Annotated in this window: 32 protein-coding genes and 1 rRNA gene; 10 read left to right on the forward strand and 23 right to left on the reverse strand. The window is 49.5% G+C overall.

All coding sequences use genetic code 11. The features are described 5' to 3' along the window. The 4 genes from CSQ88_RS17235 to CSQ88_RS17250 form a co-directional block, all read right to left on the reverse strand. A 16S ribosomal RNA gene (locus CSQ88_RS17235) occupies positions 1 to 92 on the reverse strand; the annotation flags it as partial. A gap of 481 nt (positions 93 to 573) precedes the next feature. Continuing rightward, positions 574 to 2,280 carry a proline--tRNA ligase gene (locus CSQ88_RS17240; protein WP_099399353.1) on the reverse strand — a complete coding sequence of 569 codons (1,707 nt, stop codon included), beginning with the start codon at positions 2,278 to 2,280 and terminating at the stop codon, positions 574 to 576. Positions 2,281 to 2,388: 108 nt separating this feature from the next. Then, a complete protein-coding gene (locus CSQ88_RS17245; protein WP_099399326.1) occupies positions 2,389 to 3,069 on the reverse strand; it encodes an N-acetylmuramoyl-L-alanine amidase in 681 nt (226 codons plus the stop codon). After that, positions 3,044 to 3,385 (reverse strand): hypothetical protein, encoded by a 342-nt coding sequence (locus CSQ88_RS17250; RefSeq protein WP_099399327.1) that lies wholly within the window; start codon positions 3,383 to 3,385, stop codon positions 3,044 to 3,046. Before CSQ88_RS17250 ends, CSQ88_RS17245 begins: the two co-directional genes overlap by 26 nt. Positions 3,386 to 3,760: 375 nt before the next feature. Between CSQ88_RS17250 and CSQ88_RS17255 the strand changes: the two genes are divergently transcribed. The 3 genes from CSQ88_RS17255 to CSQ88_RS17265 all read left to right on the forward strand — a co-directional run bounded on the left by CSQ88_RS17255 (position 3,761) and on the right by CSQ88_RS17265 (position 6,699). After that, entirely contained in the window at positions 3,761 to 5,080 is a 1,320-nt protein-coding gene (locus CSQ88_RS17255; protein ID WP_099399328.1) for a sodium-dependent transporter, read from the forward strand. 69 nt (positions 5,081 to 5,149) lie between these two features. Continuing rightward, positions 5,150 to 5,827 carry a tRNA (N6-threonylcarbamoyladenosine(37)-N6)-methyltransferase TrmO gene (gene tsaA, locus CSQ88_RS17260; protein ID WP_099399354.1) on the forward strand — a complete coding sequence of 226 codons (678 nt, stop codon included), beginning with the start codon at positions 5,150 to 5,152 and terminating at the stop codon, positions 5,825 to 5,827. Next, complete coding sequence (locus CSQ88_RS17265) at positions 5,824 to 6,699, forward strand: patatin-like phospholipase family protein (protein ID WP_099399329.1); 876 nt, start codon at positions 5,824 to 5,826, stop codon at positions 6,697 to 6,699. Before tsaA ends, CSQ88_RS17265 begins: the two co-directional genes overlap by 4 nt. A 285-nt stretch (positions 6,700 to 6,984) precedes the next feature. Here CSQ88_RS17265 and dinB read toward each other — a convergent pair whose 3' ends face one another. From dinB to rplM, 10 genes are all read right to left on the reverse strand, one after another. After that, positions 6,985 to 8,058 carry a DNA polymerase IV gene (dinB, locus tag CSQ88_RS17270; protein ID WP_257212652.1) on the reverse strand — a complete coding sequence of 358 codons (1,074 nt, stop codon included), beginning with the start codon at positions 8,056 to 8,058 and terminating at the stop codon, positions 6,985 to 6,987. Positions 8,059 to 8,157: 99 nt separating this feature from the next. Further along, a complete protein-coding gene (locus tag CSQ88_RS17275; RefSeq protein WP_099399331.1) occupies positions 8,158 to 9,237 on the reverse strand; it encodes a hypothetical protein in 1,080 nt (359 codons plus the stop codon). Positions 9,238 to 9,356: 119 nt separating this feature from the next. Next, complete coding sequence (locus CSQ88_RS17280; protein WP_180273705.1) at positions 9,357 to 9,959, reverse strand: malonic semialdehyde reductase; 603 nt, start codon at positions 9,957 to 9,959, stop codon at positions 9,357 to 9,359. Beyond that, on the reverse strand, positions 9,956 to 11,452 hold the full coding sequence (pap, locus tag CSQ88_RS17285; protein WP_099399332.1) for a polyphosphate:AMP phosphotransferase: 1,497 nt from the start codon (positions 11,450 to 11,452) through the stop codon (positions 9,956 to 9,958). Before pap ends, CSQ88_RS17280 begins: the two co-directional genes overlap by 4 nt. A gap of 180 nt (positions 11,453 to 11,632) precedes the next feature. Beyond that, on the reverse strand, positions 11,633 to 11,983 hold the full coding sequence (gene erpA / locus CSQ88_RS17290; protein ID WP_099399333.1) for an iron-sulfur cluster insertion protein ErpA: 351 nt from the start codon (positions 11,981 to 11,983) through the stop codon (positions 11,633 to 11,635). 86 nt (positions 11,984 to 12,069) lie between these two features. Further along, complete coding sequence (locus CSQ88_RS17295) at positions 12,070 to 12,474, reverse strand: polymer-forming cytoskeletal protein (protein WP_218963136.1); 405 nt, start codon at positions 12,472 to 12,474, stop codon at positions 12,070 to 12,072. A gap of 2 nt (positions 12,475 to 12,476) precedes the next feature. Next, complete coding sequence (locus CSQ88_RS17300) at positions 12,477 to 13,190, reverse strand: DUF6776 family protein (RefSeq protein WP_099399335.1); 714 nt, start codon at positions 13,188 to 13,190, stop codon at positions 12,477 to 12,479. Further along, a complete protein-coding gene (argC, locus tag CSQ88_RS17305; RefSeq protein WP_099399336.1) occupies positions 13,191 to 14,219 on the reverse strand; it encodes an N-acetyl-gamma-glutamyl-phosphate reductase in 1,029 nt (342 codons plus the stop codon). Positions 14,220 to 14,422: 203 nt separating this feature from the next. Next, entirely contained in the window at positions 14,423 to 14,815 is a 393-nt protein-coding gene (gene rpsI, locus CSQ88_RS17310) for a 30S ribosomal protein S9 (RefSeq protein WP_046352176.1), read from the reverse strand. 34 nt (positions 14,816 to 14,849) lie between these two features. Then, the gene (gene rplM, locus CSQ88_RS17315; protein ID WP_099399337.1) at positions 14,850 to 15,278 is read right to left on the reverse strand and encodes a 50S ribosomal protein L13; all 429 of its coding nucleotides are present in this window, start codon (positions 15,276 to 15,278) and stop codon (positions 14,850 to 14,852) included. Between the two features lie 328 nt (positions 15,279 to 15,606). Here rplM and CSQ88_RS17320 point away from each other — a divergent pair, with 328 nt between their 5' ends. After that, complete coding sequence (locus tag CSQ88_RS17320) at positions 15,607 to 16,026, forward strand: OsmC family protein (RefSeq protein ID WP_099399338.1); 420 nt, start codon at positions 15,607 to 15,609, stop codon at positions 16,024 to 16,026. 41 nt (positions 16,027 to 16,067) lie between these two features. On the opposite strand, the gene CSQ88_RS17325 is transcribed toward CSQ88_RS17320, so the two are convergent. Both CSQ88_RS17325 and coq7 read right to left on the reverse strand, forming a co-directional pair. Further along, positions 16,068 to 16,886, reverse strand: coding sequence for a formate/nitrite transporter family protein (locus tag CSQ88_RS17325; protein WP_099399339.1), 819 nt, complete (start codon positions 16,884 to 16,886; stop codon positions 16,068 to 16,070). 126 nt (positions 16,887 to 17,012) lie between these two features. Further along, positions 17,013 to 17,648, reverse strand: a complete 636-nt coding sequence (coq7, locus tag CSQ88_RS17330; RefSeq protein WP_099399340.1) for a 2-polyprenyl-3-methyl-6-methoxy-1,4-benzoquinone monooxygenase — start codon at positions 17,646 to 17,648, stop codon at positions 17,013 to 17,015. A 173-nt stretch (positions 17,649 to 17,821) separates the two neighbouring features. On the opposite strand from coq7, the gene CSQ88_RS17335 reads away from it, so the two are divergent. From CSQ88_RS17335 to CSQ88_RS17345, 3 genes are read left to right on the forward strand one after another with little or no spacing between them, the layout of a single operon-like run. After that, positions 17,822 to 18,391, forward strand: coding sequence for a peptidylprolyl isomerase (locus CSQ88_RS17335; protein ID WP_099399341.1), 570 nt, complete (start codon positions 17,822 to 17,824; stop codon positions 18,389 to 18,391). 21 nt (positions 18,392 to 18,412) lie between these two features. Next, positions 18,413 to 18,916 carry a peptidylprolyl isomerase gene (locus tag CSQ88_RS17340; protein ID WP_099399342.1) on the forward strand — a complete coding sequence of 168 codons (504 nt, stop codon included), beginning with the start codon at positions 18,413 to 18,415 and terminating at the stop codon, positions 18,914 to 18,916. Positions 18,917 to 18,973: 57 nt separating this feature from the next. After that, entirely contained in the window at positions 18,974 to 19,714 is a 741-nt protein-coding gene (locus CSQ88_RS17345) for a UDP-2,3-diacylglucosamine diphosphatase (protein ID WP_099399343.1), read from the forward strand. Here CSQ88_RS17345 and CSQ88_RS17350 read toward each other — a convergent pair. The 5 genes from CSQ88_RS17350 to rnhA all read right to left on the reverse strand — a co-directional run bounded on the left by CSQ88_RS17350 (position 19,702) and on the right by rnhA (position 23,023). After that, entirely contained in the window at positions 19,702 to 20,451 is a 750-nt protein-coding gene (locus CSQ88_RS17350; RefSeq protein ID WP_099399344.1) for an ABC transporter substrate-binding protein, read from the reverse strand. The genes CSQ88_RS17345 and CSQ88_RS17350 overlap by 13 nt on opposite strands. 133 nt (positions 20,452 to 20,584) lie before the next feature. Beyond that, the gene (ispF, locus tag CSQ88_RS17355) at positions 20,585 to 21,058 is read right to left on the reverse strand and encodes a 2-C-methyl-D-erythritol 2,4-cyclodiphosphate synthase (protein ID WP_099399345.1); all 474 of its coding nucleotides are present in this window, start codon (positions 21,056 to 21,058) and stop codon (positions 20,585 to 20,587) included. Between the two features lie 122 nt (positions 21,059 to 21,180). Next, complete coding sequence (ispD, locus tag CSQ88_RS17360) at positions 21,181 to 21,867, reverse strand: 2-C-methyl-D-erythritol 4-phosphate cytidylyltransferase (protein WP_099399346.1); 687 nt, start codon at positions 21,865 to 21,867, stop codon at positions 21,181 to 21,183. Beyond that, positions 21,864 to 22,580, reverse strand: a complete 717-nt coding sequence (gene dnaQ / locus CSQ88_RS17365; RefSeq protein ID WP_099399347.1) for a DNA polymerase III subunit epsilon — start codon at positions 22,578 to 22,580, stop codon at positions 21,864 to 21,866. The genes ispD and dnaQ overlap by 4 nt, the downstream gene beginning before the upstream one ends. After that, positions 22,580 to 23,023, reverse strand: a complete 444-nt coding sequence (rnhA, locus tag CSQ88_RS17370) for a ribonuclease HI (RefSeq protein WP_099399348.1) — start codon at positions 23,021 to 23,023, stop codon at positions 22,580 to 22,582. The genes dnaQ and rnhA overlap by 1 nt, the downstream gene beginning before the upstream one ends. A 24-nt stretch (positions 23,024 to 23,047) precedes the next feature. Here rnhA and CSQ88_RS17375 point away from each other — a divergent pair, with 24 nt between their 5' ends. Continuing rightward, positions 23,048 to 23,341, forward strand: a complete 294-nt coding sequence (locus tag CSQ88_RS17375; RefSeq protein ID WP_143449506.1) for a hypothetical protein — start codon at positions 23,048 to 23,050, stop codon at positions 23,339 to 23,341. A gap of 1 nt (position 23,342) precedes the next feature. Here the strand turns inward: CSQ88_RS17375 and CSQ88_RS17380 are convergent, their stop codons facing one another. Next, a complete protein-coding gene (locus CSQ88_RS17380; protein WP_099399350.1) occupies positions 23,343 to 24,110 on the reverse strand; it encodes a class I SAM-dependent methyltransferase in 768 nt (255 codons plus the stop codon). A 6-nt stretch (positions 24,111 to 24,116) separates the two neighbouring features. Here CSQ88_RS17380 and gloB point away from each other — a divergent pair, with 6 nt between their 5' ends. Then, complete coding sequence (gene gloB / locus CSQ88_RS17385) at positions 24,117 to 24,869, forward strand: hydroxyacylglutathione hydrolase (RefSeq protein ID WP_099399351.1); 753 nt, start codon at positions 24,117 to 24,119, stop codon at positions 24,867 to 24,869. Between the two features lie 99 nt (positions 24,870 to 24,968). Further along, the gene (locus tag CSQ88_RS17390; protein ID WP_099399352.1) at positions 24,969 to 26,525 is read left to right on the forward strand and encodes a LysM peptidoglycan-binding domain-containing protein; all 1,557 of its coding nucleotides are present in this window, start codon (positions 24,969 to 24,971) and stop codon (positions 26,523 to 26,525) included. Positions 26,526 to 26,591: 66 nt separating this feature from the next. Here the strand turns inward: CSQ88_RS17390 and CSQ88_RS17395 are convergent. Next, on the reverse strand, positions 26,592 to 26,680 hold an 89-nt coding region (locus CSQ88_RS17395), incomplete at its 5' end, for an IS3 family transposase (protein WP_143449507.1).

Here is a 26,680-nt window from a genome sequence, read left to right on the forward strand (position 1 = left end):
TCAGCGGTGCAAGCACCCTGTTACCGTTCGACTTGCATGTGTAAAGCATGCCGCCAGCGTTCAATCTGAGCCAGGATCAAACTCTTTAGTTTAATCGCTAAGCTAGTACTTACTGGCTTACTTTATTCAGAGCAACCATCGCTGGTTACTCCTTACTCATGTAAGCACTTGTTTCGCTTCCGAATCAAGCACTCACACTCATCGACTGTATTTTTTTAAAGATCATTTGCTGCGGCTAGAACACCGTGTTGCTGTGTGCGCTGCAGCGAGAGGCCGAAATATACGGATCTTGCCGTACCAGGTCAACCACTACCGTGCAATAAAACCGTAGTAATACGTTAACTTATTGATTTGTATAAAATACAAATCTGTATGCAAAAAACAAAACCATACGGATTTTTCAACAAGCGCCTTTTGAATAGACGCAAAAAAAGAACAGCACCACTCAAAAACAGGCAAAAAACGAAAAAATAGCAGAAGAAAACTTAAAACATGCGGTTTTTTATCCGCAGCAGAGGATTTTCAACACAAAAAAAAGGCGCTGTAAATATACAGCGCCCATTCACTACAAACTTACTTTTCGCTGAGAATGCGAACTGCATCAGCCAATGCAATTTTTTCCATCTCGCCACCGGCACGGGCAATGTATTCAACCATGCCTTCTGCCAAACCTTTTTCACCGATGGTGATGCGATGAGGAATGCCGATGAGTTCCATATCAGCAAACATCGAGCCCGGACGCTCATTACGATCATCCAGCAACACATCAACGCCTGCAGCCACAAGCCCGGCATACAGCGTATCGGCGGCAGCTTTAATGGTTTCTGAACGGTGATAGCCCATAGGCACAATCGCTACAGTAAATGGTGCGATGGCAGCTGGGTACTTAATCCCGCGCTCGTCATGATTTTGCTCGATGGCAGCGGCAACGATGCGCGATACGCCAATACCATAGCAGCCCATTTCCATCGTTTTTAGAGAACCATCAGCATCTGTGAACTGACACTTCATTTTTTCTGCATATGTAGTACGCAGCTGGAAGATGTGGCCCACTTCGATACCACGGCAGATTTCCAATGTACCTTTGCCATCAGGGCTGGCATCACCGTTCACCACATTACGAATATCGGCAACAATATTTGGCTCTGGCAGATCACGGCCAAAGTTAACGCCTGCTAGGTGGAACTTCGGCTTATTTGCACCACAAACAAAATCGCTCATAGCGGCAACGGTGCGATCTGCGATCACACGAATGCCAGCTGGAATTCCGACTGGCCCAAGGAAGCCCGGCGGGCAATTGAAGGCTGCGCGGATTTCTTCATCGCTAGCAAAGCGGAAATCAGCCATGCCTTCAACCTTACCCAGCTTGACTTCGTTCAGATTGTGATCGCCGCGCAGCAGGGCAATGACCAGCTCATTGGCGGATGTCATCAAGGCCAGTAATTTAACAGTGCGCTCAATACTAATATCTAAGAGTGCAGCAACAGCTTCGCACGAAGTTTGCTTAGGCGTATCAACATCACGCATCGCCTCAGCTGGCGCACGGCGTGGCTCTGCAGGCGCAAACGCTTCGGCAAGCTCAGTATTGGCTGCGTAATCAGAATCTGGGCAGTAGGCCAAAAGATCTTCACCAGCATCTGCCAACACATGGAATTCATGACTGCCCGAGCCGCCAATTGCACCGGTGTCGGCCGCCACAGCGCGGAACTTCAGGCCCAGGCGATTAAAGACATTAGAGTAACTTTGATACATCACGCCATAAGTGGCTTGCAGCGATTCAAAGTCGACATGGAAAGAATAAGCATCTTTCATCATGAATTCGCGCGCGCGCATCACGCCAAAACGTGGGCGGATTTCATCACGGAATTTAGTCTGTACCTGGTAGAAGCTCACTGGCAGCTGCTTATAGCTGCGTAATTCTGAGCGGGCGATATCGGTAATCACTTCTTCGTGCGTTGGGCCAAAGCAAAACTGGCGCTCGTGGCGATCGGTGATTTTCAGCATTTGCGGGCCAAACACATCCCAGCGGCCGGTTTCTTGCCACAGCTCTGCTGGTTGCACCGCAGGCATCAACAATTCTTGCGCGCCTGCTTTATTCATTTCATCGCGGATGACGGCTTCAACTTTACGCAACACGCGCAAGCCCAGAGGCATCCATGTATAGAGGCCGGACCCCAGTCGCTTGATTAAACCTGCGCGCAGCATCAGCTTGTGCGAGATCAGTTCGGCCTCGGAAGGCGCTTCTTTTAAAGTCGAGAAATAAAGTTGTGACGTGCGCATGGCGGCAACCGGGTTCATTTAAAAACAAAGGAGGGATTTTAGACGATACACCTGCCCCTGTGCCAACCTTGCATAAACATTTCGCAAAGGAGCCAGAGGGGCATTGACTTACTTCAGGCAGGACAAGCCTTTTAAAATCGCTTCAGCCATTTGATTTTGAGTAGCTGGCTCCTGCAAAGTCAGCGCTTCAGCGCGATTCACGATCACGCCCGCTTCAAACAAGATTGCTGGGATTTTGCCGAGGCGAACCACAACAAAATCAGCGTCGTAAATGCCAAGCTTAGGATCAAGCTGCAGACGATCTTCGCCTGCAATACCTAGAGCATGGTGGTCCGTGGGCTTAAAGCCCTGAGCAAGCAGAGATTGCGATACAGCCTGAGCACAGGCAAAAGAGCGGCTGAACTGCGAGGCCTGCGAATGAACAAACAAAGAATATCCGCTAAATTGATCCGCATAGCGCTGACTCTTACCCGCCACATCCCACACCTGCAAATACTGAGGCTGAACCGAATCATGGTGGATAGAAATCAGCAAATCAGCCGCTGCTGCGGCCTGTACCCGGGCACGCAAGTCGCGCATCTGCCCATCCGCATTAATCAAGACCACCTTATGCCCTGCTGTCTGCAAGGTGCTTTCTACCCGTCGGGCAAGCGCCAGGTTGTAGCTGAACTCGCTCATTCCATAGGCGCTCGTTGCACCAGGCGCGGCCAGATAGTGGCCGACATCTACAGCAATCGTAGCGGCCTGCGCCGGTACGGCAAAACTAAGCAGCAGGAGTAGTCGCCACATTGGCTTTCTCAGCACGTTTGATTGCAATTTTTGGACGCAATATATTCATCATCACTACATCGCGCAGCCACATCAGAAGCAATAGCCAGACCACCAGAACACCCGCATAGGGGAGACTGTTGTTTTGGAAATCAGGCCATACGGAGGCCAGAACAGGGTTGATTACAAATTGCACACTGGCAATCACCACAACGAGCAAAACCAGAGTCGACATTGCGCGTTCTTTTAAAAACGTGCCGCGCAACAAAACACGCTGCTCCCAGCGGCTTAGGCCATCAAGTTCCGGAACATGATCGGGGCGAAAATAAAATGACATGGCTACCTCACAAAAGAGCGGCTAGTGTCGCGTCTTGTTTCTGACTTGGCAAGTCAAAAACTCTTTTTCACGTCTTTTCATTCACTTGTCCTCCGGCTGAAAACACCAGGCCAGCCAGACATGCAAATAACATTGCAATAAGGTGCAAAGACTAAAATCAAGTAAATATTCAATGAAGATAAAAAATAACAAGTCAGGTTAAATGCATACTTACCCACTAAATCATTAAAAGCCAAAAGCCTTTCCTGATTTATAAAGATAGCCTTTCAGCAAATCAGCTTATTGATGCCATCTTTTCGAAATCTGTCTTTCAAAAAAATGACGGGGTAGTTCTATGTCCTTTTTTTCAGCAGCAATTATTTCGGAAAATGATCTATGTCTCGTGCAAATTGGGGCTCTCGCCTCGGCTTTATTCTGGCCGCTTCTGGCTCCGCAGTTGGCTTAGGTGCCATCTGGAAATTCCCCTATGTAGCAGGTAAAAACGGTGGTGGCGTATTTTTGCTGGCCTACCTTGCTTGCGTTTTCACCGTTGGTATCGCGCTTCTGCTGGCAGAAATGGTAATTGGCCGCGCAGCCAACCGCTCTGCGACCACGGCATTTCGTAATTTAAAAGGTGGTCTCTGGCCTTGGGCAGGCCGCTTATCTGTACTGTGTATTTTTATTGTGATGGCTTACTACAGTGTGGTCGGCGGATGGGTGATTGCTTACATTGGCAAATCTATTACGGGCGAAGCACTGGGACAAGACACCAAGGCACTCGGTGCAGCCTTTACACATTTTATTGCTGACCCTGCCAGCGCCCTGTTTTATACAGCGCTCTTTCTGGGCGTAACCGTTGCCGTTGTATTAGGTGGTGTACAAAAAGGCATTGAGCGCATGAGCAAAGTGCTGATGCCTGCTCTTTTTCTTTTAATGCTTGTCTTAATTGCCCGCTCGCTCACCCTGCCTGGCGCATGGGAAGGCGTTCGCTACTTTATTACCCCGGATTTTAGCAAGCTGACTTCCGCCATGGTGGTTGATGCCCTTGGGCTGGCGTTTTTCTCACTGTCTCTGGGGATGGGAATTATTATTTCCTACGGCTCTTATGTAGATAAAGAAACCAATCTGGCCGGTGCAACACTGTGGATTTCTATCCTGGCTACCTTAGCCAGCGTTTTGGCTGGCTTTATGGTTCTGCCTGCCGTATTTGCTTTTGGCGTTGACCCTGCAGCGGGCCCTGGCCTGACCTTTATCACCATGCCAGCCATCTTTGCACAAATGCCATTTGGCCAGGCGTGGGCAGTTGCCTTCTTCTTGCTACTTTTATTTGCAGCACTCACCTCATCGGTATCGATTGTTGAGCCGATTGTTAGCTACTTCATTGATGAATTTGGCTGGGAGCGCCGCCGTGCGGCTTATATCACCACCGCTGCCGTATTTATTGCCAGCATCCCAGCGGCCCTTTCTTTTGGCCCGATGGCAGAAATGAAATTATTCGGCAAAACTGCGTTTGATCTGATGGATTACGCAACGTCCAACATCATGATGCCTGCAGGCGGCATTTTAGTTGCGATCTTCGCAGGCTGGACCATCTGGCCACGCATCCATAGCGAGTTGCTCAGCAATGGTGGCGGACGCTGGATCCCCGCTTTCCGTGGTATTTGTGCCATCGTTGCGCCCATTATGATCGGCGTGATCTGGGTACATAATCTGTAAAGCAAACTTTCGCATATAATCCAGCGGGGCTTCGGCTCCGCTTTTTTTTGACTCTTGGTGGACGCCAGCGTGAGCAGTTTTACCTTTCAGCCCATCGGCTACTTGGCCACTCCCTTTGCAGATAAATTTGGTATTCCACGCCAGCCCAGCCTGGCCCCCAACGCATTGGGCGTACTTAAGCTACTGCCGCCTTATAACCGCAGCGAAGCCGTGCGCGGGCTGGAAGACTTTTCTCATGTCTGGCTCACCTTTGTGTTTCACCAAAGCGCCACAGACTGGAAGCCCACCGTGCGCCCGCCAAGGCTGGGGGGTAATACCAGAATTGGAGTTTTTGCCAGCCGCTCACCGTTTCGGCCCAACCCGATTGGCTTGTCTTTAGTTGAACTTATTAAAGTGGATACGCAATCTGGTGTCACCCTGACATTTAAAGGGATTGATTTAGTCGATGGCACGCCCATTTTAGATATCAAGCCATATATCCCTTACGCTGAAAGCGTTCCTGATGCGCGGGGCGGATTTGCTGACAGCCCTCCGCCAGAACTTAAAGTTGTTTTTAGCCCTGATGCAACAGCCCGCCTGATACCGGGGCTGCGTGAATTAATTGAAGACGTATTAAAACAAGACCCCCGACCAGCCTATGCCAATGATGCAGACCGCATCTATGGCGTAAGGCTGTATCAATTTGATGTGAAATGGCGCTGCGACGGGCAAACCGCCTGCGTGATCGCCCTGGAGAAAGTAGTATGAAAAAACTGTTTGCAGGCTTAATCAGCCTGAGCTTTTTAGCTGCATGCACCAGTAATCCGCCTGCGGAGCCCAAACCACTGCCTAAGCTTAAAATTGGCTTGGCACTCGGTGGTGGCGCGGCCAAGGGCTTTGCCCATATTGGTGTGATTAAAATGCTGGAAGCCAACGGCATCGTTCCAGACGTGGTTTCTGGCACAAGTGCAGGCAGCGTCGTTGGTGCGCTTTACGCCTCTGGAATGAATGGTTTTACACTGCAGGAACGTGCATTTGGCCTGGATGAATCACAAATCCGCGATTTAAGCCTGATGTCTGGTGGCTTAGTTAAAGGACAGAAACTGCAAGATTACGTCAATAAGCTCGTTGATAACCGCCCCTTGGATAAGCTCAACAAACCTTTTGCGGCGGTAGCGACCGAGCTGGACACCGGCACACGAATTTCTTTTGCACGGGGCAACACCGGCCAGGCTGTGCGTGCTTCATCCAGCATACCCGGTGTATTTGAGCCAGTGATGATTGCCGGGCGCCGCTACGTGGATGGCGGTGTGATCAGCCCTGTGCCTGTTGATGCGGCCAAAGAGCTGGGTGCTGATTTTATTATCGCGGTTGATATTTCATCTAAAGCCAACGGCAGCAACACCCCAAACAATATGCTCGGAATCGTAAACCAAGCCGTCATGATCATGGGGCAAAAACTGGGCGAACAAGAAATGATTCGCGCGGATTATATTCTGCGCCCTAAGGTAGGCAAGATTGGTGCCGCAGATTTTGATCAGAAAAACGTGGCCATTTTAGAAGGTGAAAAAGCAACGGTTGCCGCCATCACAGAAATTAAACGCCGTATGCTTGAAAAGCAAAAAGCGCTGGCTAAATAAGCTGCACAGATCTGCTCATTTAAGTTTGTTGCTTAATCTGACCATGTAACACGCAGTAAAGCGGTCATTATTTTTTTGCCAGGCACGCTGCTTCAGCTTAACGCTAAGCAGCCCAAATATTAAAACCAGAGAGCGCAGAGTACGCAGAAGAAAGAGTTAACCCGCTTTCTCTGTGCACCCTGTGCTCTCTTTTTTTTCAGAGCTTCAAGCGTAGCGAGCAGGCACATCCTGTTGCAGGATCTTACTAAACCGCTGAATATTTAAAAAAGAAACCAGACCATTCAGTTACGCTGGCCACAGGCAGAGCTGCTCTGGCTGCACTCTGGCCTCTTCAAATCTGGCCCCTACTCCCAAAAGCCTCACAGGTTTTTTACCCCGCTCAAAGCCTTCAGCCAGCAAAAGCCCAAAAGTTTCTATCGATGGATGCGGGCAAATGCACTCCACCGTTGTCTGGCTAAAATCACTGAATTTTATTTTAACGAAAGCTTTATGCTGACGCTCGCCAATAGCGCGCTGCATTCTCTGCTGCCAATCACTCACCAAAGCGGGTAAAGCGGCATGGCAGGCGGCCAGATCAGGTAAATCATGGTCAAAGGTATTTTCTACCGATAATGATTTTCGCCGCTCATCGCAAGCCACAGGCCGTAAATCTATTCCCCGGCATTGCTCGAATAACTGGCTGCCAAATTTGCCGAACTCACGCAGTAACCGCTCCAATGGCCAGCCCTGCAAATCAGCGCAACAATGCGCCCCCTGCCTTGCCAGACGGGCAGCAGTCACTTTACCTACCCCCCAAAGCTTTTTAAGCGGCAAGCTAGGCATAAAGGCATCGATATCCTGCGGGCGAATCACAAACTGCCCGTTCGGCTTATGCCAGTCACTGGCAATTTTGGCTAATAGCTTATTGGGGGCAATGCCCGCGCTGGCGGTAATGCCGACTTCTGCAGCGATACGCTCCCTGATTTCCTGCGCCATGCGTGAAGCGCTGCCCTGACAATGCGGCAGGCCAGTGACATCTAAATAAGCTTCATCAAGCGACAGAGGCTCAATATTGTCGGTGTAATCGGCAAAAATAGCGCGCATCGCCTGTGATGCAGCGCGGTAACGGGGGAAATCAGGGGGAAGTAAAACGAGCTGGGGGCACATTTGCTGTGCGCGATAAGTAGACATCGCCGAGTGCACGCCAAACTTGCGTGCCGGGTAATTACAGGTGGCGATCACACCGCGCCGGTCAGCCTCTCCGCCAATCGCCAAAGGCACATTACGCAGCGCAGGCTGATCGCGCATTTCAACTGCTGCGTAAAAGCAATCGCAATCAATATGGATGATCTTGCGCTGGGCGTACACGGTGTAATCCAAGAAGAATCTGTACCGTTATTGTACGATCGTTCTATAAGATTGTCAGCACCACAATCGCTCATGCTGATGTAAGGCGTGCCCGGCACAGAACCTATGGCTTTATTCCTGATGCTGATGCAAAGCAAGCAGATCAAAAAGCTGAGGCTCGAAATACTCGCCCTTCTCATCCCAATGCCGCAGCTGGAAAGCCAGCTTCTCTAAAGAAATATGCCCTACTCCAAAACGGTCACGGGTTCTTTTTAGCATCTGGGCCTGGCCTAATAAATAAGCACGCCGGTCTTCAATTTCTTTTCTTTCCCGCCGGTGCGCACCCAAAGACAAATGCAGCCAAATCACCATAGGTGCCGCAAGCCACCACCACTCCATAAACAGGCTTACCAGCGCCAGCAGAGATAAAGAGATATACCAGCACTGATCGGCAAATTCGAATTGAGGCATCCAGTTTGATAAAGAGGGCCAGCGGCGCTTCAGTAACGATGCGGTAAGCTGATCATCCAATGCATCATGTTTTTTCCGTGCGAGGCCGGTATCCAGGGCCAGGGTGACATACCACTGAGTAATCAGGGGGCAATGCAGCCAGGGCGAAGCCAGATAACGCTGTAAATGCTCGCTGAGCTGCGTTTTAAATTCTTCGCTCAGCAAGGGCGGCACGCTGTCATTTTGCATTTCGCTGTGTGCATGCTGAACCAGCAGCGGATAACCCGCCACATCCGTCAGCTCGCGGCGGCGGTTAGACAGCAAATCAGGGGGCAGCGCTAATGAAGGGTGATCAAGGCGCACATAGTTAAACAGCAAAGCTTCTAAATCTGTGAAGTCCGGCGTTTTTCCTTGCTCATTTTTAAGCTGATCACGTAAGCGAAGAATTTCAGCAGAAACCAAGGCAGCAATTGGTGCGGCTTCAGGAACCCATGTAAACCGAAGTAAATTTTCTGCTTTATAAAACGCCTCTTCATACTGGCGGGCATAGCCTTCGTAATACATGCCCATGGCTTCAGCATCGCGCGTTTTATCTCCGGTCAGCAGGGGCAAAGTAGGCGGTGAGCGTTTTAAATCCAGACAAATCCGATTGGCAATGGTTGCCAGCTCAGGGGCAATCCCTGCACGGGCAAACAAAGGATCAAGCTCGCGCTTTTTTTGCCGAACCTGCTCCAACGCCTTCCAAACACTCCATTCCGCCATTATTTTCCTGAATTACCCATTACAGAGAGAAACACAAACTTAAAAATGCACAGCATAATAAAGCCGCGAAGCACCTGATTCATCAACGCGGCTTATTTGCAGTGGTTTTTCAAAAGCGATTATTCAATCCGGCAAGCTTGTGCAAAATCGAGGCGGGGGTTTCTTGGATGAAGCTGAGTTGTATCGCCATAACCCAAATTAATCAAGAAATTAGAACGCCATTGGCTGCCGGCAAAAAAAGCCTCATCTACTTTGCCCTGATCAAAACCAGACATTGGCCCGCAGTCTAAGCCTAATGTGCGTGCCGCCATAATTAAATAAGCACCTTGCAAACTGCCATTTCTTTGTACTGTGCTATTAATGGCGGCTTCATTACCAGCAAACCAGCTTTTTGCATCTGCTTGTGGAAATAACACAGGCAATTGCTCATAAAACTCTAAATCATGAGCCACAATCACCGTCACCGGAGCGCTCATGGTTTTTTCAATATTACCTTCACTCAGGGCAGGCAATAATTTGGCCTTGGCCGCTGCAGATTTAACAAAAACAAATCGTGCAGGTGCCGCATTTGCGGATGTAGGTGCCCATTTTAATAAATCATAAAGCTGATGAAGTAACTCATCACTTACATCACGATCCTGCCAGGCATTATGCGTACGTGCTTCAGTAAATAATTGCGCCTGAGCTTTGTGATTTAAAACTGAATCTATAATTAAAGTCATTTTTTCTTTTCCTTGCTTTGTAAACGAGACTCTAAAGCCTCACAGAGTTTTTCTAAGATGCTGATTCTGGCCTGGTATTTATTATTTGCGCCTATCATATGCCAGGGCGCATGCAGTGTATTGGTGCGATCAATCATATCGCTGGCGGCCACAATATATTCATCCCATTTATCGCGGTTACGCCAGTCTTCATCGGTGATTTTAAAACGCTTAAATTCAGTTTGCTCGCGTTCTTCAAAACGCCTTAATTGCTCTTCCTTGCTAATGGCCAGCCAAAACTTTAATACGATGCTGTTAGCGGCATCTAATTCTGCTTCAAAATCGTTGATTTCGTTATAGGCACGCATCCAGTCTGCACGCGGCGCAAACCCCTCTACCCGCTCAACTAAGACACGGCCATACCATGAACGATCAAAAATCGTCATCCGCCCATGCTGGGGAACATGCCGCCAAAAACGCCAGAGGTAGGGCTGAGCGCGCTCTTCTTCTGTTGGCGCGGCAATAGGAACCACCCGGTACTGACGGGCATCCAGTGCTGCGGTAATCCGCCGGATACTGCCTCCCTTGCCTGCTGCATCCATTCCCTCAAATACCAAAGAAACCGACATCTCTTTAAATTTAGGGTGGCGGGTCAGCAAATTAAGCCGGCCTTGTAATTCTTCAAGCTTAACTGAGTAATCTGCCTTGCTTAAATTGCTGTCTAACTGCAATTTATCCAAGAGGCGCAATCCATCAATCGAAGGGAGCAATGGTGCGGCTTCGATTCGCCTATGCGTTGAAGTGCCACGCTCCAGATGGTGCTTAATTGCTTCTTCAATCTGTTTGCCTACTGTGAGCGAGCGATAATTTGCATCCGTCCCTTCGATCACCCGCCAAGGTGAATCTGCCAGATTTGAGCGCATCACCATGGCGAGCTGCGCTTCCATAATCTGATCGTAATATTTCAAAAATTGCTTATCCTGATCAGTCACCCGCCAGGCGGTGCGATCATCAGCCTCCAGCTTCTTAATGCGTTTTTTTAGCTCATCCTTGGGCAGGTGCAGCCAAAACTTCAGCAGCAATACGCCTTCATCAGAGAGCATCTTTTCAAAACGCGCAATGCGCTCTACTTCATGCTCAAAGCGATCCGCGTAGCCGCCTTGCAAGTAATCCCACATAGGGCCTGCATACCATCCCCCAAACATCAGCGCAATTTTGCCTTTGGGAGGAAGTGCCCGCCAGAAACGCCACATAGCGGGCCTGGCCTGCTCTTCATCGCTTTTTAATCCAAAGGCATGGCTTTCTATCAGCCTTGGATCCAGCCACTCCAAGAGTAAATTAGCCGTTTCTGCCTTACCCGCAGTGGGTACGCCACCCAATAGAATCACCACAGGAAAATCAGCCAGCTCTTTTAATTGGTATTGCACGGCCAGCAAGGCCTCACGCAATAAAGGCTCCTGCTCTTTATAAACGGCTTTATCTACTTTATGACCTAACTGTGCAGATTCAAACATGCCTTACCCCCAGCGTTGAGTAAGTTCATTATCAGTCAGGAGTACGAAACTACACCAGTACCAATATTACTTAAGATGTATTTAATACAGAGCAAATTGAAAGCCTGGCCGCCTGAATACAGCTTATTCAGACGAAAAAAAAGGAAGCAAGCTTCCTTTTCTGTGATGGCGCTAAAGAACTTACACTGAGAATGAAGAGCCACAACCGCAAGTAGTCGATGCATTTGGGTTCTTGATGGTGAACTGTGAGCCTTCAAGGCTTTCAACGTAATCGATCTCGGCCCCCACCAGATATTGGTAGCTCATCGGATCAACCAGTAAGGTGACACCGTTTTTTTCAACCGGGGTATCGTCTTCATTCATGATTTCGTCAAATGTAAAACCATACTGGAAGCCAGAACAGCCGCCGCCGGTTACAAACACACGAAGTTTCAGATCCGGATTGCCTTCTTCGATAATTAAATCACGGACTTTTTCCGCAGCAGAATCAGTGAAAACAAAGGGGGTTGGCATGTCGGTCACAGTGTTCATGGGACACTCCAAAAATAGTTGACTAAAAGGATAAGGTATTATCCACCGCGCAAGCCGCAGCGGTCAATATTCGGCAGCTGCAACGGTCAATCTTCTACTGTCGCTACACTGGCCGGATCAATTTCTTCCTGCTTGCCATTGCTTAAATGCAGCAGCTTGCCCTGAATCATTGCCCCGGCATGCATTTCTAGTGTTTTATAACTCAAATCGCCCTTAATGCGGGCCTTGGTTTGCAGTTCAACATATTGAGCCACTTCGATCGGGCCAATAATCTCGCCGTTATGAATCAGATGAGAGCATTGTACGCTGCCTTCAATGCGTGCTTTTTCACTGATGACCAAAGTACCACTTTTAGGATCGCTGGCTGAAACCCGGCCAATCACCGTACCATCAATTCTTAAACCGCCTGCAAAACTAATATCGCCCCGCACCGTCGTACCTTGCCCAATCAGGCTATCAATCTTGGTTGAACCTTTTTTGCTTTTAAACACGTTCATCCTCCCTTTTTCTGACAGCTGGCAACCGCCTGCTTATTGTTATCCGTAAAAATACGCGCTTCAAATAATTGGGGCAAAGCACCTGCGGGCAGTGTCAGCTCGCCTTCCTGCCGCAAATAATGGCTAAATTTCACCTGCAAGGGTTCGATCTGCATATTTTGACGTTTGCCGTGTTCCTGATATTGCACGCTGGCCTGTAAACGCCCGGCAAACTCTGTACTGCGGTCAGTCCCCTGCACCAGCAGCAAGCGATAGCGCCAATGCCCGCCGCCCACTGATTGCAACTCGCAAGCACTAAAGCTTACGGCCCGATTGCGATCATTGCTTTGTAATAAAGACTCAAAAAATGACAGGGCCTCCTGCTTTGCAGCCAACTCGCTCTGCGCCGTGCTTAAGGCCTGAACCAAACCATCACGCTCGCCCTGGCCCACTTTAATTTGCTGCTCCAGCAGTTGCAGTTTCGCCTGGCCCGCGCCTAATTGCTCAGTCTGGCTTGCGAGGCGCTGCATTTTTTCTGCCAGATACACTGCATTACGATTTAAAGCGTATTGATAACCCACATAGGCGCCAAGACCTAAAAAACTCATCGCCATACAAAATAAGGCAGCAATACGCAGCAATCGTCCCCGCCAGCCAATCACAGGCTGCAATGACAAAGGCGCAGCCATTAGCCGCGCACGTTGCAAACGATAAAAACGTTTAATAGGCATTTAAGGCAGCAAAGGCACAATGTCGAGGCCGGTGCCTTCAGGCAAATCGAAGAGGATATTCATATTTTGTACAGCTTGCCCAGCCGCACCTTTGACCAGATTATCAATGGCCGATAAGATCACCACCGTGTCGCCGCCTTGCGGACGATGCACCGCAATCCGGCATACATTGGCACCGCGAACGGAGCGGGTTTCCGGATGTGAGCCAGCAGGCAACACATCAACAAATTGCTCACTCTTATAACGCTGCTCAAACAACGCCTGCAGATCAACATCTTTAGTTATTCTTGCATAGAGCGTGGCATGGATGCCGCGGATTAGCGGTGTAAGGTGAGGTACAAAAGTTAAGCCAACAGGAGCGCCAGCTGCGCGTGCCAGGCCCTGACGAATTTCTGGCAAATGCCGGTGACCTGCCACTCCGTATGCTTTGAAATTATCAGCCGCTTCGGAAAATAAAGCGCCCAATTCGGCTTTACGCCCGGCACCAGAAACGCCCGATTTACAATCGGCAATCAGGCTGGCGGTATCAATCACACCCGCTTCAATCAAAGGCAAAAAGCCAAGTTGCACTGCAGTAGGGTAGCAGCCTGGGTTTGCAATTAAACGAGCCCCTTTAATTGCAGCACGATTAATTTCCGGCAAGCCATACACGGCTTCTTCAACCAGCTCCGGCGAGGCATGTTGCATGCCATACCATTTAGACCATTCTGCGATATCTTTAATGCGGTAATCCGCAGCCAGATCAATCACTTTGACCCCGGCATTTAACAGCTCACGAGCTTGTTGCATCGCAATGCCATTGGGGGTCGCAAAAAACACCACATCGCATTCAGTAAGACGGGCTTCTTCGGGTGTAGAGAAAGCCAAATCTACCCAGCCTCGCAAGCTTGGGTACATTTCGGCCACTTTCATGCCCGCTTCTTTTCGGGAAGTCACGGCTTGTAATTTCACACCAGAATGACGGGCCAGCAAGCGTAGCAGCTCTACGCCGGTATACCCCGTACCACCAACAATCCCTACTTTGATCATGCTCTGTTGTCTCTTTTGAATTAGCGATATCGAATGTTAAAACAAAAAGGGCTGCATATACCCGCTCATTTCAAGGGAATATGCGGTAAACCCCAGTCTGCGTCAAATTTTGTAAGTCATTTTGTTTTAAAACAGATTTTATACAAAGCAGAAAACACAAAAGCCACCCGAGGGTGGCTTTTGTAGAAAGCAGTTCCAGCGAATTAACGCTTGGAGAACTGTTTGCGACGACGAGCGCCGTGCAGACCCACTTTCTTACGTTCAACTTCACGAGCATCGCGAGTAACAAGACCTGCTGCTTTGAGGCTGCCTTTAAGAGCTGCATCAAATTCAATCAGAGCACGAGTTACACCGTGACGAATCGCACCGGCCTGGCCGGTTTCACCACCACCAACAACATTAACCATAATGTCGAAGGATTCGAGGTTTGCGGTCAGTTCCAGAGGCTGGCGAACGACCATGCGACTAGTTTCGCGAGGAAAGTAAGAATCAACCGGCTTGCCGTTGACTATGATATTGCCGCTACCTTTGGCTACGAACACACGAGCAACTGCGCTCTTGCGACGGCCGGTACCGTAATAGTATTTACCTACCATGATACAAATTCCTTAGTAGAAAACGCGTTAACGCTTAGATAGAAAAGGTTTTAGGCTGTTGCGCGGTGTGCGGATGTTCGCTACCTGCATAAACCTTCATCTTTTTGATCATAGCGTAGCCGAGAGGACCCTTTGGAAGCATGCCCTTAACAGCCATTTCTAGCACGCGTCCCGGGAATTTTTCTTGCATCTCGGAAAAGGTGCGCTGGTAAATACCACCTGGGTGACCAGTGTGGCGGTAGTAAATTTTATCTGTTGCTTTGTTGCCGGTTACGCGGATCTTGTCTGCGTTCACCACCACGATGTGGTCACCACAGTCTACGTGAGGGGTGTACTCAGCTTTGTGCTTGCCACGCAGACGTTTAGCGACTTCAGCCGCGAGACGACCGAGAACCATATCGGTAGCATCAACAACGAACCACTCGCGCTTAACTTCGTGCGGTTTGGCAGAAAAGGTTTTCATGACTGCTCTTCCACGTTACGATTTTGAGAAAGTCGCGGATTATATCTGTACCCGCATTTACTTGTCAAATCTAGTGACTACCCATTTCAAAAATGAGCCTAGTCTAAAAAAAACGCAACCCATCTGGATTGCGTGAAATCCCACCAAAAAGGAGGATGGAGGAGACAACAACAAAGTAAAAAACACTCTGATGTTAGGCCCATTATTACGTGAGACAGAAAGCATGACAAGACATATTTTGCGATGCAAAATATCAGGCGCGATGTTCGGCATGCTGCCGGGGCGGTAAATCGGGGATAAATCCCCCGGCAAACACAGGGAAAACAATATGAAAGTGCGCGTTAAATGGGTAGAAGAAGTGAGTTTTCTGGCACAGTCAGAATCAGGCCATGCGGTGCTTATGGATGGCCCTCCAGAAGGTGGTGGCCGCAATCTGGGGCCCAGACCGATGGAAATGGTGCTCATGGGCACGGCAGGCTGCTCGGCTTATGATGTTATCCATATTCTCAAAAAAGGCCGTGCAGACGTCAGGGACTGCGTTGTAGACGTTGATGCAGAACGTGCAGATACTGAACCTAAAGTTTTCACCAAAATTCACTTGCACTACACCGTAACAGGCAAAGATTTGAAAACCGAACAGGTGGAGCGGGCAATCAAATTATCAGCGGAAAAGTATTGTTCTGCATCGATCATGCTGGCAAAAAGCGCAATTATTACCCATGACTTTGTGGTGATTGAAGCCCAATAAAAAACGCGCCACTGGCGCGTTTTTTACAAAAAATTTTAATTTCAGATTTTTTTTGCAGCTGCTGTATTTTTTTGTGGTCTGGTATATAAAAAGGCATACGGCAGCCCCACAAAAAGGGCTCCGCCCACTAAATTACCCAGTGTGACCGGCAATAAGTTAGCCGTAAAAAAGTGCGCCCAGGTAATATCCAGTCCCGCCAGCATTGCGGCCGGAATAAAAAACATATTGGCAATACTGTGCTCCATGCCCAGCGCAACAAACGCCATTACAGGGAACCAGATCCCCAACATTCTGCCCAGCGTATCTTTAGCAGAATAACCTTGCCATGTTGCAATACAAACCAGAAGATTAGCCAGCACCCCGCGCATAAAACTCACCATAAAGGGATTTGCCAGCTTGTGCTCCGCCACGCTGAGCAGGTACTGAGTGCACGGCTGCCCCGCAGGGAAAAGCTGAGTCATATGGGTAAACGCCCAGGCTGCTAAACAAGCACCGATAAAATTACCTGAATATGAAACACTCCATACGCGAAGCACCTGCGCAGGCTGAAGTTTTTTTCTCCACAGCGAAACAACCTGGGTTGCGCAGTTTGAAGTAAATAAATCGGCCCCTGTCAGCACCACAGCAATAAAGCCCAGGGGGAAAAGCGCCCCGAACAAGAACTTTGCCAGCCCGGGATTACTTGCCAGTAATTCTGCAGAGCCACCGGTCACCACAATCGCTAATAAGCCCCCCAGGCCGATAAATGCACCGCCCAGCATCGCCATCACAATTAAACGGGAAAAAGGCAGCGCAGCTTTATCAAGCGCAGCGTGGTCAACATAATCAACAATCTGTTGTGGTGAGTTCATTTCAGACATAGGAGGCCCCAGAGCAAAATAACGTAAATCGTTAATCAGCGTTATATCTGTAAGCCTAAGCGCAAATCTGTAAACTATTTACTCGTCATACACCCTATTTTAATTTGCTCTGATTTAGCTCAATTTTTAGAGCCGGTAAGAAAGTGAAGTCATCACAATTGAGCTGAGTTTCATGGCCTTAACAATGGGGATCGGCAAAGGTGCAGCTCCTAATTCTTCTGCTTTTTCTGCATGATGGGTTTCGTCAATATGCATCTGTGCAACAATGGCCCTGCTTTTTGCATCCTGCCCGGGCAATTCGCGCAGATGAGATTGCAAATGATCTGCAACCTGGCGCTCGGTCTCTGCCAGAAAGCCTAAATTCCACTTATCCCCAATCACCCCCGCGGTGACGCCAATGGCCAGAGAGCCTGCGTACCAAAGCGGGTTCAGCAGGCTTTTATGACTGCCTAAATCAGCAATGCGCGCTTCTGTCCATGCTAGGTGCTCAACTTCTTCATGCGCCGCTTCACGCAAAGCATCGCGGGTAGCCGGATCACGCGCCGTTAAAGCCTGGCCCTGATATAAAGCCTGAGCACACACCTCACCACAATGATTCACCCGCATCAGACCTGCCGCATGCTGCTTTTCTGCCGCACTCATTTCAATATCTGCAACAGCTGCATCAGGATGAGGACGTACGCTTTGTGCAGAGGCTGCAAGTGTGCGTAAAACGGTATCAAACTCAGAAATAAACTGGTCCAGAGAAGGGAGTTTCAGCATGAGGGTCTCAATCCATAGAATGCAGCGATTTTACCCCATAAATGCAGTAAAACCATGACAATTGCGGGGTAAACCATTGCCAGTACTGGATTTGAGCCATGTAACGGGCGCAGTTACCGCGTGCTATAATTGCGCGGAATTTCGCCCTCTAATCACATCTTTGGAAAAACACGATGAAACGTCTTGTTGTTGCAGCAAGCCTTGTTCTGGCCAGCCTGAGTGCATTTGCAGCCAATCCGCAGGTTGAATTGACCACATCTAAAGGCAAAGTGGTGATTGAGCTTTATCCAGAAAAAGCCCCACTAACTGTGGCAAATTTTTTGCAATATGTTAAAGACAAACAATACGACGGCACTATTTTTCACCGTGTGATTCGTGATTTTATGATTCAGGGCGGAGGCATGGACGAGAAAATGGCCGAAAAACCAACTCGCCAGCCTGTTAAGAATGAAGCCAAAATCGCTTTTGAAAAAGGCTTAAAAAACGACCGCGGCACCATTGCCATGGCCAGAACAGCGGATCCGGATTCGGCCACCGCGCAGTTTTTTATTAATTCAAAAAACAACGACTTTCTGAACTACCCAAGCCGTGATGGCTTTGGTTACACCGTATTTGGCAAAGTGATTTCTGGCATGCCGGTAGTCGATCAAATCAGTATCAGCCCGACAGCACCTGGCGATGTGCCAGTAAATACCATTACCATTCAATCAGCCCGCGAGCTTGGCAAAAAGTCAGGCAAATAACATTTTTTAAAAGGAAACATCATGAGCAAGGTAAAACTCACCACTACTTTTGGCGATATCATCGTTGAACTCAACGAAGAAAAAGCACCGATTACCGTCGCTAATTTCTTGCAATATGTTGAAGAAGGTCATTACGACGGCACAATTTTCCATCGCATCATCAATGGATTTATGGTGCAGGGCGGTGGTTTTGCGCCAGGCATGGACGAAAAGAAAGAAGGCCGTGCTCCGATTAAAAACGAAGCAGCCAATGGCTTGAAAAACGACGCCTACACTTTAGCAATGGCGCGTACTCCAGACCCGCATTCAGCGTCTTCACAATTCTTTATTAACGTAGCTAATAACGACTTCCTGAACTACCAAAGCCCAACAGCTCAGGGTTTTGGCTACTGCGTTTTTGCCAAGGTTATCGAAGGTAAAGAAGTGGTTGATCAGCTGAAAGCCGTAAAAACCGGCAGCAAAGGCTTTCACCAGGATGTGCCTAAAGAAGACGTAATGATCATTAAGGCTGAAGTTTTAGCTTAATGATTTCAGGTGCCAGCCTTCGCTGGCACCTCTCAATACCTTACCCCAGCCAATTGAATGCCATCTCCCATTTTATTTATCTCAGACCTTCATCTTTCCCCAAACGATCCGGCAACGACAGCGGCTTTTCACACTTTTTTACAAGGGCCAGCACGCACAGCCAGCGCCTTGTATATTTTGGGAGACTTATTTGAGTTCTGGATTGGGGACGATAGCTTAGACGAAGCATTTAATGCAGAAATTGTGCATGCGATCGCACAGCTGGCCGGGCAAGGCGTTAAGATTTTCTTTTTGGCAGGCAACCGTGATTTCTTACCGGGCACGCGCTTTGCTTCAGCGGCCAAGCTCATTATTCTGCCTGACCCCAGCCTGATCACTCATGCTGGTAAAACGCTCTTAATTACCCACGGCGATGCACTATGCACCGATGATCTGGCTTATCAGCGTTTTCGCCGCATTGTTCGCTCCCCCATTATTCAAGCTTTGTTTCTAGCCCTGCCCCGAAGCTGGCGCCAAGAGCAAGTCGACAAACTTCGCCTGCGCTCTAAAGCATCCAATCAAATGAAACGCAGCGAAGTGATGGATGTTAATACGCAAGCCATAAGCCGAATCATGGCCCAATATCAGGTGCAAACCCTGATTCATGGCCACACTCATCGTCCGGCCCAGCATAGCTGCGAGCAGGGAGAACGCTGGGTCTTGCCCGATTGGTATCACGGAAAAGGCGGCTATTTAAGATGGGATGAAAAGGGATTCAAAATCCTCACACTCGACAATCAACTATTTCAGGGGGATTGATAGTTGTACTTCTTTTCGATGGCCTCAATACTGCCATCTTTGCGCATTTTTTCTAGTACCACGCGCCAGCGCTGCACATTCTGCGGTGACATTTTCAAAGAAGCAGCAACGTACAGGGTTGTACGCATCAGAACCTCACCGCGAACTAAATCCTGCACATCCAGACCAGCCTCCCGCTGAGCGTGAAGGGCAGTATTCCATGACGCGACCCAAGCCCCAATTCTCCCTGTTGCAAGTTTTTTTGCATTAGTGACTTCCATCGGCACCACTTCAATACTATTGATGAACAGCCCTGCAGCCAGCCCTTCTCCTACAGAATTACGCATCACACCAATCGTCAAACTCTCTAGCTGATTACGCACTAAGGGCTTGGGCTGGAATTGCTTACTACTGATCAAAACAAAGACTTCATCCACTAGCGGGGCCACCCACTGATAACTACTCTCACGAGAAGCCACCCGGCCAGGTGGAGCGAGCAGAATATCCACTCCCTGCTTGGTTACGGCCAATGCGCGTGCAAAAGGCATCACCTGCACAGCCGTCGGCTCATTGAGACGCCTAGCGGCTTCTTGCAAAATTTCTACAGCCAGACCACTGCCCCCTGCTGTGCTCAACACAAAAGGAGGCACCTCAGCGCCTATCAATATGACCGCAGCGGCCGAGCGAGCAAAGAGCAAACCAAGGAGAAAACAGTAACGCCTTGCGAACATAGCCGGCCTTATTTGAATTGAGTGCATTCAATAGCGAGAATTCGCCAACCAACAAAGAGACTCTCAATCTAAATATAGTTTTTCTCAGGCAAACACGCTGAAAGTTAAACACTTTCAGCAAGCTGAACAAACAAGGTTCCAGTCACGCAATACGCACGGCTCATAAACGGACCAATAAACACACCGCCTGTGCCTCTACTGCCTCAGAGGCACCAACAGGCCCCAGTTTTTCATAGGTTTTCGCTTTTACATTTACAGCCTGTATATCCACCCCCAAATCGGCAGCAATATTGGCGATCATGGCAGGAATATGCGGTGCCATTTTCGGCTGCTGGATCAGGATAGAGGCATCCACATTACTCACCTGCCAGCCTGCCTCGCGCACCCGCCGTACCGCTTCACGCAGTAATACCCGGCTATCCGCACCTTTAAACTCCAGCGCGGTATCAGGGAAATGCCGGCCAATATCTCCCAGCCCTGCCCCACCCAATACAGCATCGGTAATGGCATGCAACAGCGCATCCGCATCCGAATGGCCAAGTAAACCCTTGTCAAAAGGAATATCCACCCCGCCCAAAATTAATTTGCGACCTTCTACCAGACGATGTACGTCCCAGCCTTGTCCTATTCTCATTGATTTATCCTATCGCCCTGCTGCCATAATTTAAGCAGCGAGGCATCACGTATGGGTAAGTGGCTTTTAACTCCGCAGGCAGCCCGTTACGAACAGCCTGCACGTCAAGCTTTGACGGCGGATTAATCCTGTTGGCCTGCTGCCAGAATCAGCGCAGCAAGGCGTAAATCTTGTGGGTAAGTGACTTTTAAATTCCACGGGCTGCCCATGATTAACTGGGGCTGCAAACCGAGTTTCTCCAGCGCGCTGGCTTCATCGGTAATATCCGGCCCCATTCCTGTGGCCAGAGCATGGGCCAGCTGCGCTACACGAAACATCTGCGGCGTTTGGGCCTGCCACAGGCCGTCTCTTGGGTGGGTATGAGCAATATGCTGGTCAGCCTGTGCCAGCTTTAAGGTGTCCGCCACAGGCACAGCTAGAATACCGCCTACGGGGTGACCGGAGAGCGCGGCTATCATTTGGCTGACTAAAACAGGATCAAGGCAGGGCCGGGCCGCATCGTGCACCAAAACCCAGTCATCCACCGCAGCCTGCACAGCGTACAAACCATTAAGCACTGATTCAGCACGGCTGGCCCCGCCGCAGCGCAGCACTTCCAGACGAGCGAACCCGCTCCAATCAAAGCTATCCCACCATTCATCTTCCGGCGAGATGACCACCACAATACGATCCAGCTCGGCCACCCTAGCCAGGGCAGACAGGGTGTGCCAGATCAGCGGCTTACCCGACAGATCAAGATATTGTTTCGGCGTAAGCGATGCCATCCGTGAGCCGCTACCCGCAGCAGGAATCAGTGCGATATGCTTCATGCGCCTTTTTCCATCTGCCGCCACAGGCACTCGCCCTTCACACTTTTATCTAACACTGCCAGATAAGCTTCATGCTCTGCCCGCTCTTCTGGTGTTGCCTTAATAATGCGCAGTGGTTTTCGATTACTTTTAGCAAAAGCTAAAGCCGCATCGTTACCAGCGTAAGGGTCAAAATCAATCAGCAGGCTATCCTGACCGCGGGTCAGCCCCAGATAAACTTCAGATAACAGCTCGCAGTCGATTAATGCGCCGTGCAGCGTACGATTACTGCGGTCGATATCAAAGAAATCGCACAGTGCATCCAGATTATTACGCTTGCCCGGCCGCTGATCTTTGGCCATGACCAGCGTATCAATCACATTGGCCACATGATCAGTAAACTTACCACGGCCAATTTTACCCAGCTCCATATTCAGATAGCCCACATCGAAGGGAGCGTTATGAATAATGATTTCGGCACCGGCTACAAAATCAAGAAACTCATCAGCAATCTGCGCAAATTTAGGCTTATCAGACAAAAACTCTGTTGTTAAGCCGTGCACATTCAAAGCGCCTTCTTCACTGTCCCGGCCCGGATTGATATAACAGTGGAAATGCCGGTCTGGCGACGATAAGCGCCGGTCTATCATTTCTACCGCAGCAATTTCCAGAATACGGTTACCGTCTTCAACCCGCAGACCGGTTGTTTCGGTATCAAGAATAATTTGCCGCATCAGCCACGTCCCTGCGCAATTTCTACGCCTTTATTTGCCAGTTGATCGGCACGCTCATTACCCTCGTGCCCGGCGTGGCCTTTTACCCAGCACCATTCAATCTGATGCTGAGCCTGTGCCGCATCCAGCTCACGCCATAAATCGGCGTTTTTAACCGGCTGTTTCGCTGCCGTTTTCCAGCCGTTTTTCTTCCAGCCATGAATCCATGTGCTGATGCCATTTTTAACGTACTGCGAGTCGGTCCAGATCACCACGTCACAAGGGCGGTTTAAAATACCCAGCGCTTTAATCACCCCCATCAGCTCCATGCGATTATTGGTGGTATCCAGCTCACCCCCGCACAATTCTTTTTGTTTATCGCCATACTGTAACCAAGCGCCCCAACCTCCGGGACCGGGATTGCCTTTACACGCACCATCGGTGTAAATCACTACTTTATTCATTCTTTTATCCTGGAAAATCGCAGTATGAAACGACTATTAATGATAACGGCCCTATTAAGCAACAGCGTCTTTGCTGCGCCCTTTTGCCCATGGCCTGTGCCGGGCAGCGAAACCAAACGATTTATCAATCTCACCGTAGTGCAAACCATAGAGATTACCGATGAAGAGCTGCGCATCGCATTTGGCGGCGGCAATCTGGGAAGCGGCCATGAAATTAAACTGCCCATCAAAAACCGGGCAGATGGCCTTAAAACCTTACAAGAAATGAGTGATACCGCACGTCGCTGCGATCAGCCCAGCCCGCATAATAAAACTTAAATCACTTCATCAGGGGATCACTGCCTTGCAAATCTCTTTTTAGTACATGTCTTTTATCTACACCTGCCACCGCAGCGCCCGTAACGACAGGTGCCGTGCGCCATTTGGGGCCAATCAAGCGCATGCCATGCACTCGTTTCACGACATCCAGGCAATATACCCCCCCGGCTGCGGGCCACCACCTATCCCCCGCATCCTCCAGAAACCTGCTTCTGGACAGCCATTTCTCTCTTTGCACCGGCAAACCATAACAAAGAAATTCACCCCGCATGGTTTCAAAACCCAGCAAGGCTAACCAATCTTTCAGTCTGGGCAAAGATACAAAATTGCCACGCCAGGGCGCAGGATGAGCGCCATTTCTTAAGCGGCGCAAACCCCACAGGCTCCACGGATTAAAACCCGTGATCAATAGCCGCCCTTCTGGCATTAATACGCGCTCTGCCTCCCTTAACACGGCTTCAGGGTTAGCCGCAAAATCCAGCACATGGGGCAGAACAAGTAAATCGATGCTCTGATTAGCAAAAGGCAATGCTTCGCCCGTGCAGCGCAAAGCCACACCCGCAGTTTGCCCGGCCTGAAAACGCCACGCCATGCGATTTGCCCGCAGGCAATCGAGCTGAGGCAATTCAAGCTGCACTGCCTTATAGCCAAAAATATCAGTCACAGTACGGTCGTACCAATCCATCTCCGCACTAGCCAGATAGTGACCTAATGGGGTGGCGAGCCAATCCGCAAAGTGGTTCAATCGAGCATCAACATTTAAAGGCATTCTTGTATGATCCGCATCAGCGCCGTGCCAATTTTCGAAGACAATTATATCTGGGTTTTGCAAGAAGGCCGTCATGCCATTGCAGTAGACCCGGGCGATGCTCTGCCTTTGATTCATTATCTCAAAGAAAATCATTTAGAACTGGCGGGGGTTTTGATTACTCACCATCATCATGATCATATCGATGGCCTGCCTGTACTCTGGTCTCACTACCAGATGCCTGTATTCGGACCTGCCGGAATCAAAAATGTTTCCAACCCGGTGCAAGAAGGCGAAACATTACACCAGCTTGGTACAGATTTTAAAGTTCTGGCCGTACCTGGCCACACTTTGGATCATTTGGCCTATGTGGGGGCCGATGCACTCTTTTGTGGCGACACGCTGTTTGCCGCAGGCTGCGGACGGCTTTTTGAAGGCACTGCCGGGCAAATGTATGCGTCCCTGCAGCGCTTTGCAGCACTTCCTGATCACACGCTTGTTTGCTGTACCCATGAATACACACTCGCCAATCTTAAGTTCGCTCTTTCAGTAGAACCAGATAATCAGGCATTGCTCGAACGGATACAATCTGACACGGCACTGCGTCAGCAAGCACTCTCCACTCTGCCTTCCACTATTGCTAAAGAAAAAGCCAGCAATCCCTATTTACGCTGCAATCAAAAGAGTGTCATCCGCGCCGCCCAACAGCAAAATCCCCATGCGGAAACTGCAGTAGAGATTTTTGCTGCGCTGCGCAAGTGGAAAGATAACTTCCGTTGATTTCAAAGGAATATCTGCCATTAAGCATAAACAGATTGACAAGATTAGACAGCAGCGGCAGCATCGCTCGATTATTTGTATTTATTAGCGCAGGTACCCATGAAACAAAGCATCCTCGTTGGTCTCATCTCAGGTCTGTGTTCCTTGGGTTCCTACGCAGATACTGACGCCCCAGCCAAGCTGGATTATCAGCTGCACAATCCCAATTTTGATCCTCAGGATGACACATATCGTACGATCGATGCGCTGTTTTCTGATGTGGTCAGCGCCCCAGAATACGCCGATCTGTGGGCCCGTGTCCGTACAGGATTTACCATCCCCGAGCTGGACCACCAATTAGTCAGCAAATGGGAAAACTACTACGCCAGCCGCCCTGAATACCTGAACCGAATCATCAAACGTGGCACACCCTATTTGTATTACGTGGTGAATGAAGTTGAAAAACGCGGTATGCCTATGGAAATCGCGCTTTTACCCATGATCGAATCCGCCTTTAACCCCAAGGCAGAATCATCGGTAAAAGCAGCGGGTATGTGGCAGTTTATGCCTGCCACCGGTAAGGATTATGGCCTGGAGCGCACATGGTGGTATGACGGCCGCCGTGATGTTGTTGCAGCCACCAGCGCAGCCCTGGATTACCTGAGCAGCAGTTACGGCCAGTTTGGCGACTGGCAGCTGGCCTTAGCTTCGTATAACTGGGGCCCGACAGCAGTGGCACGGGCAGTAGCAAAGAATGAAGCCGCCAATCTGGGCACTCAGTTCATTGATTTGCGCATGCCAGACGAAACACGAAACTATGTGCCAAAGCTGCTGGCTGTGCGGAACATCATTGCTAATCCTGGCGCCTATGGCGTTACCCTGGAATCCCTGCCTAATAAGCCTTATTTTGCCACCCTGACTGTTGGCAAACATATGGATGTAAAAGTAGCTGCGGAGCTGGCCGAAACCCCTGTTGAAGAATTACTGCGGCTCAACCCGGGTTTTATCCGCCCCGTTATTGCTTATAAAGATGATCGTTCATTGGTATTACCTGTCGCCAAAGTAGCTGCTTTCCAAAAAAATCTGGCTGACTACGATAAGCCCCTGCTTAACTGGCAACCCTATGTGACCAAACAGGGTGAGTCTTTTGAACAGCTGGCAAGCGCATTTGGCGTTGCCGCAAGTGAGCTGAAAGAAATCAATGATATCGGCGGCCGTGAACGCATCGCCCGTGGCCAGACGATTCTGGTGCCTAAAATTACCGGTCTCGATGTCTCTGACCGGCAGACCCTCACTGCCTTAGCAGCCAATCGTGCCGCTGAGCCCGTTGATACTGGTGCCAATGATAAACCTCATGCGCCCGTACTCGCGAGCGCGGAGCATCGCGTCATCAAGGGCGACACGGCATACAATATTGCAAAACGCTACGGTATGAATGTAATCCAACTTCAGGCCATGAATAAAACAGCCGATGCGCAAGTGCAAATCGGCCAAATTTTACGTGTCTCAGCCCGGCCTGAAAGTGTAGCTGCAGGCAAAGATGGCCGTGAATATATCGCCAAACGCGGCGACACCTTTGCGTCAATTTCTAAACGCTACAAAGTAGCCACTGCCGATCTGAAAAAATGGAATGGCGCCAAATCAATTCAGGCAGGCACTAAGCTCGTTATTTATTAAAAGCCAGCTCAAATAAAAAGGCCTCTGAAAAATGAACTGACCCCAATTAGTTGGACAGTATAAAAGCTAGGCGCTCAAGGGCTGGGTTCTGTATTGCACAGGACTCAGCCCTTTTAACTTCAGTTTGATTCGGTCGTGGTTATAGTAATGGATGT

The sequence above is a fragment of the Iodobacter sp. BJB302 genome (assembly GCF_002735645.1).
Classification (GTDB): domain Bacteria; phylum Pseudomonadota; class Gammaproteobacteria; order Burkholderiales; family Chitinibacteraceae; genus Iodobacter.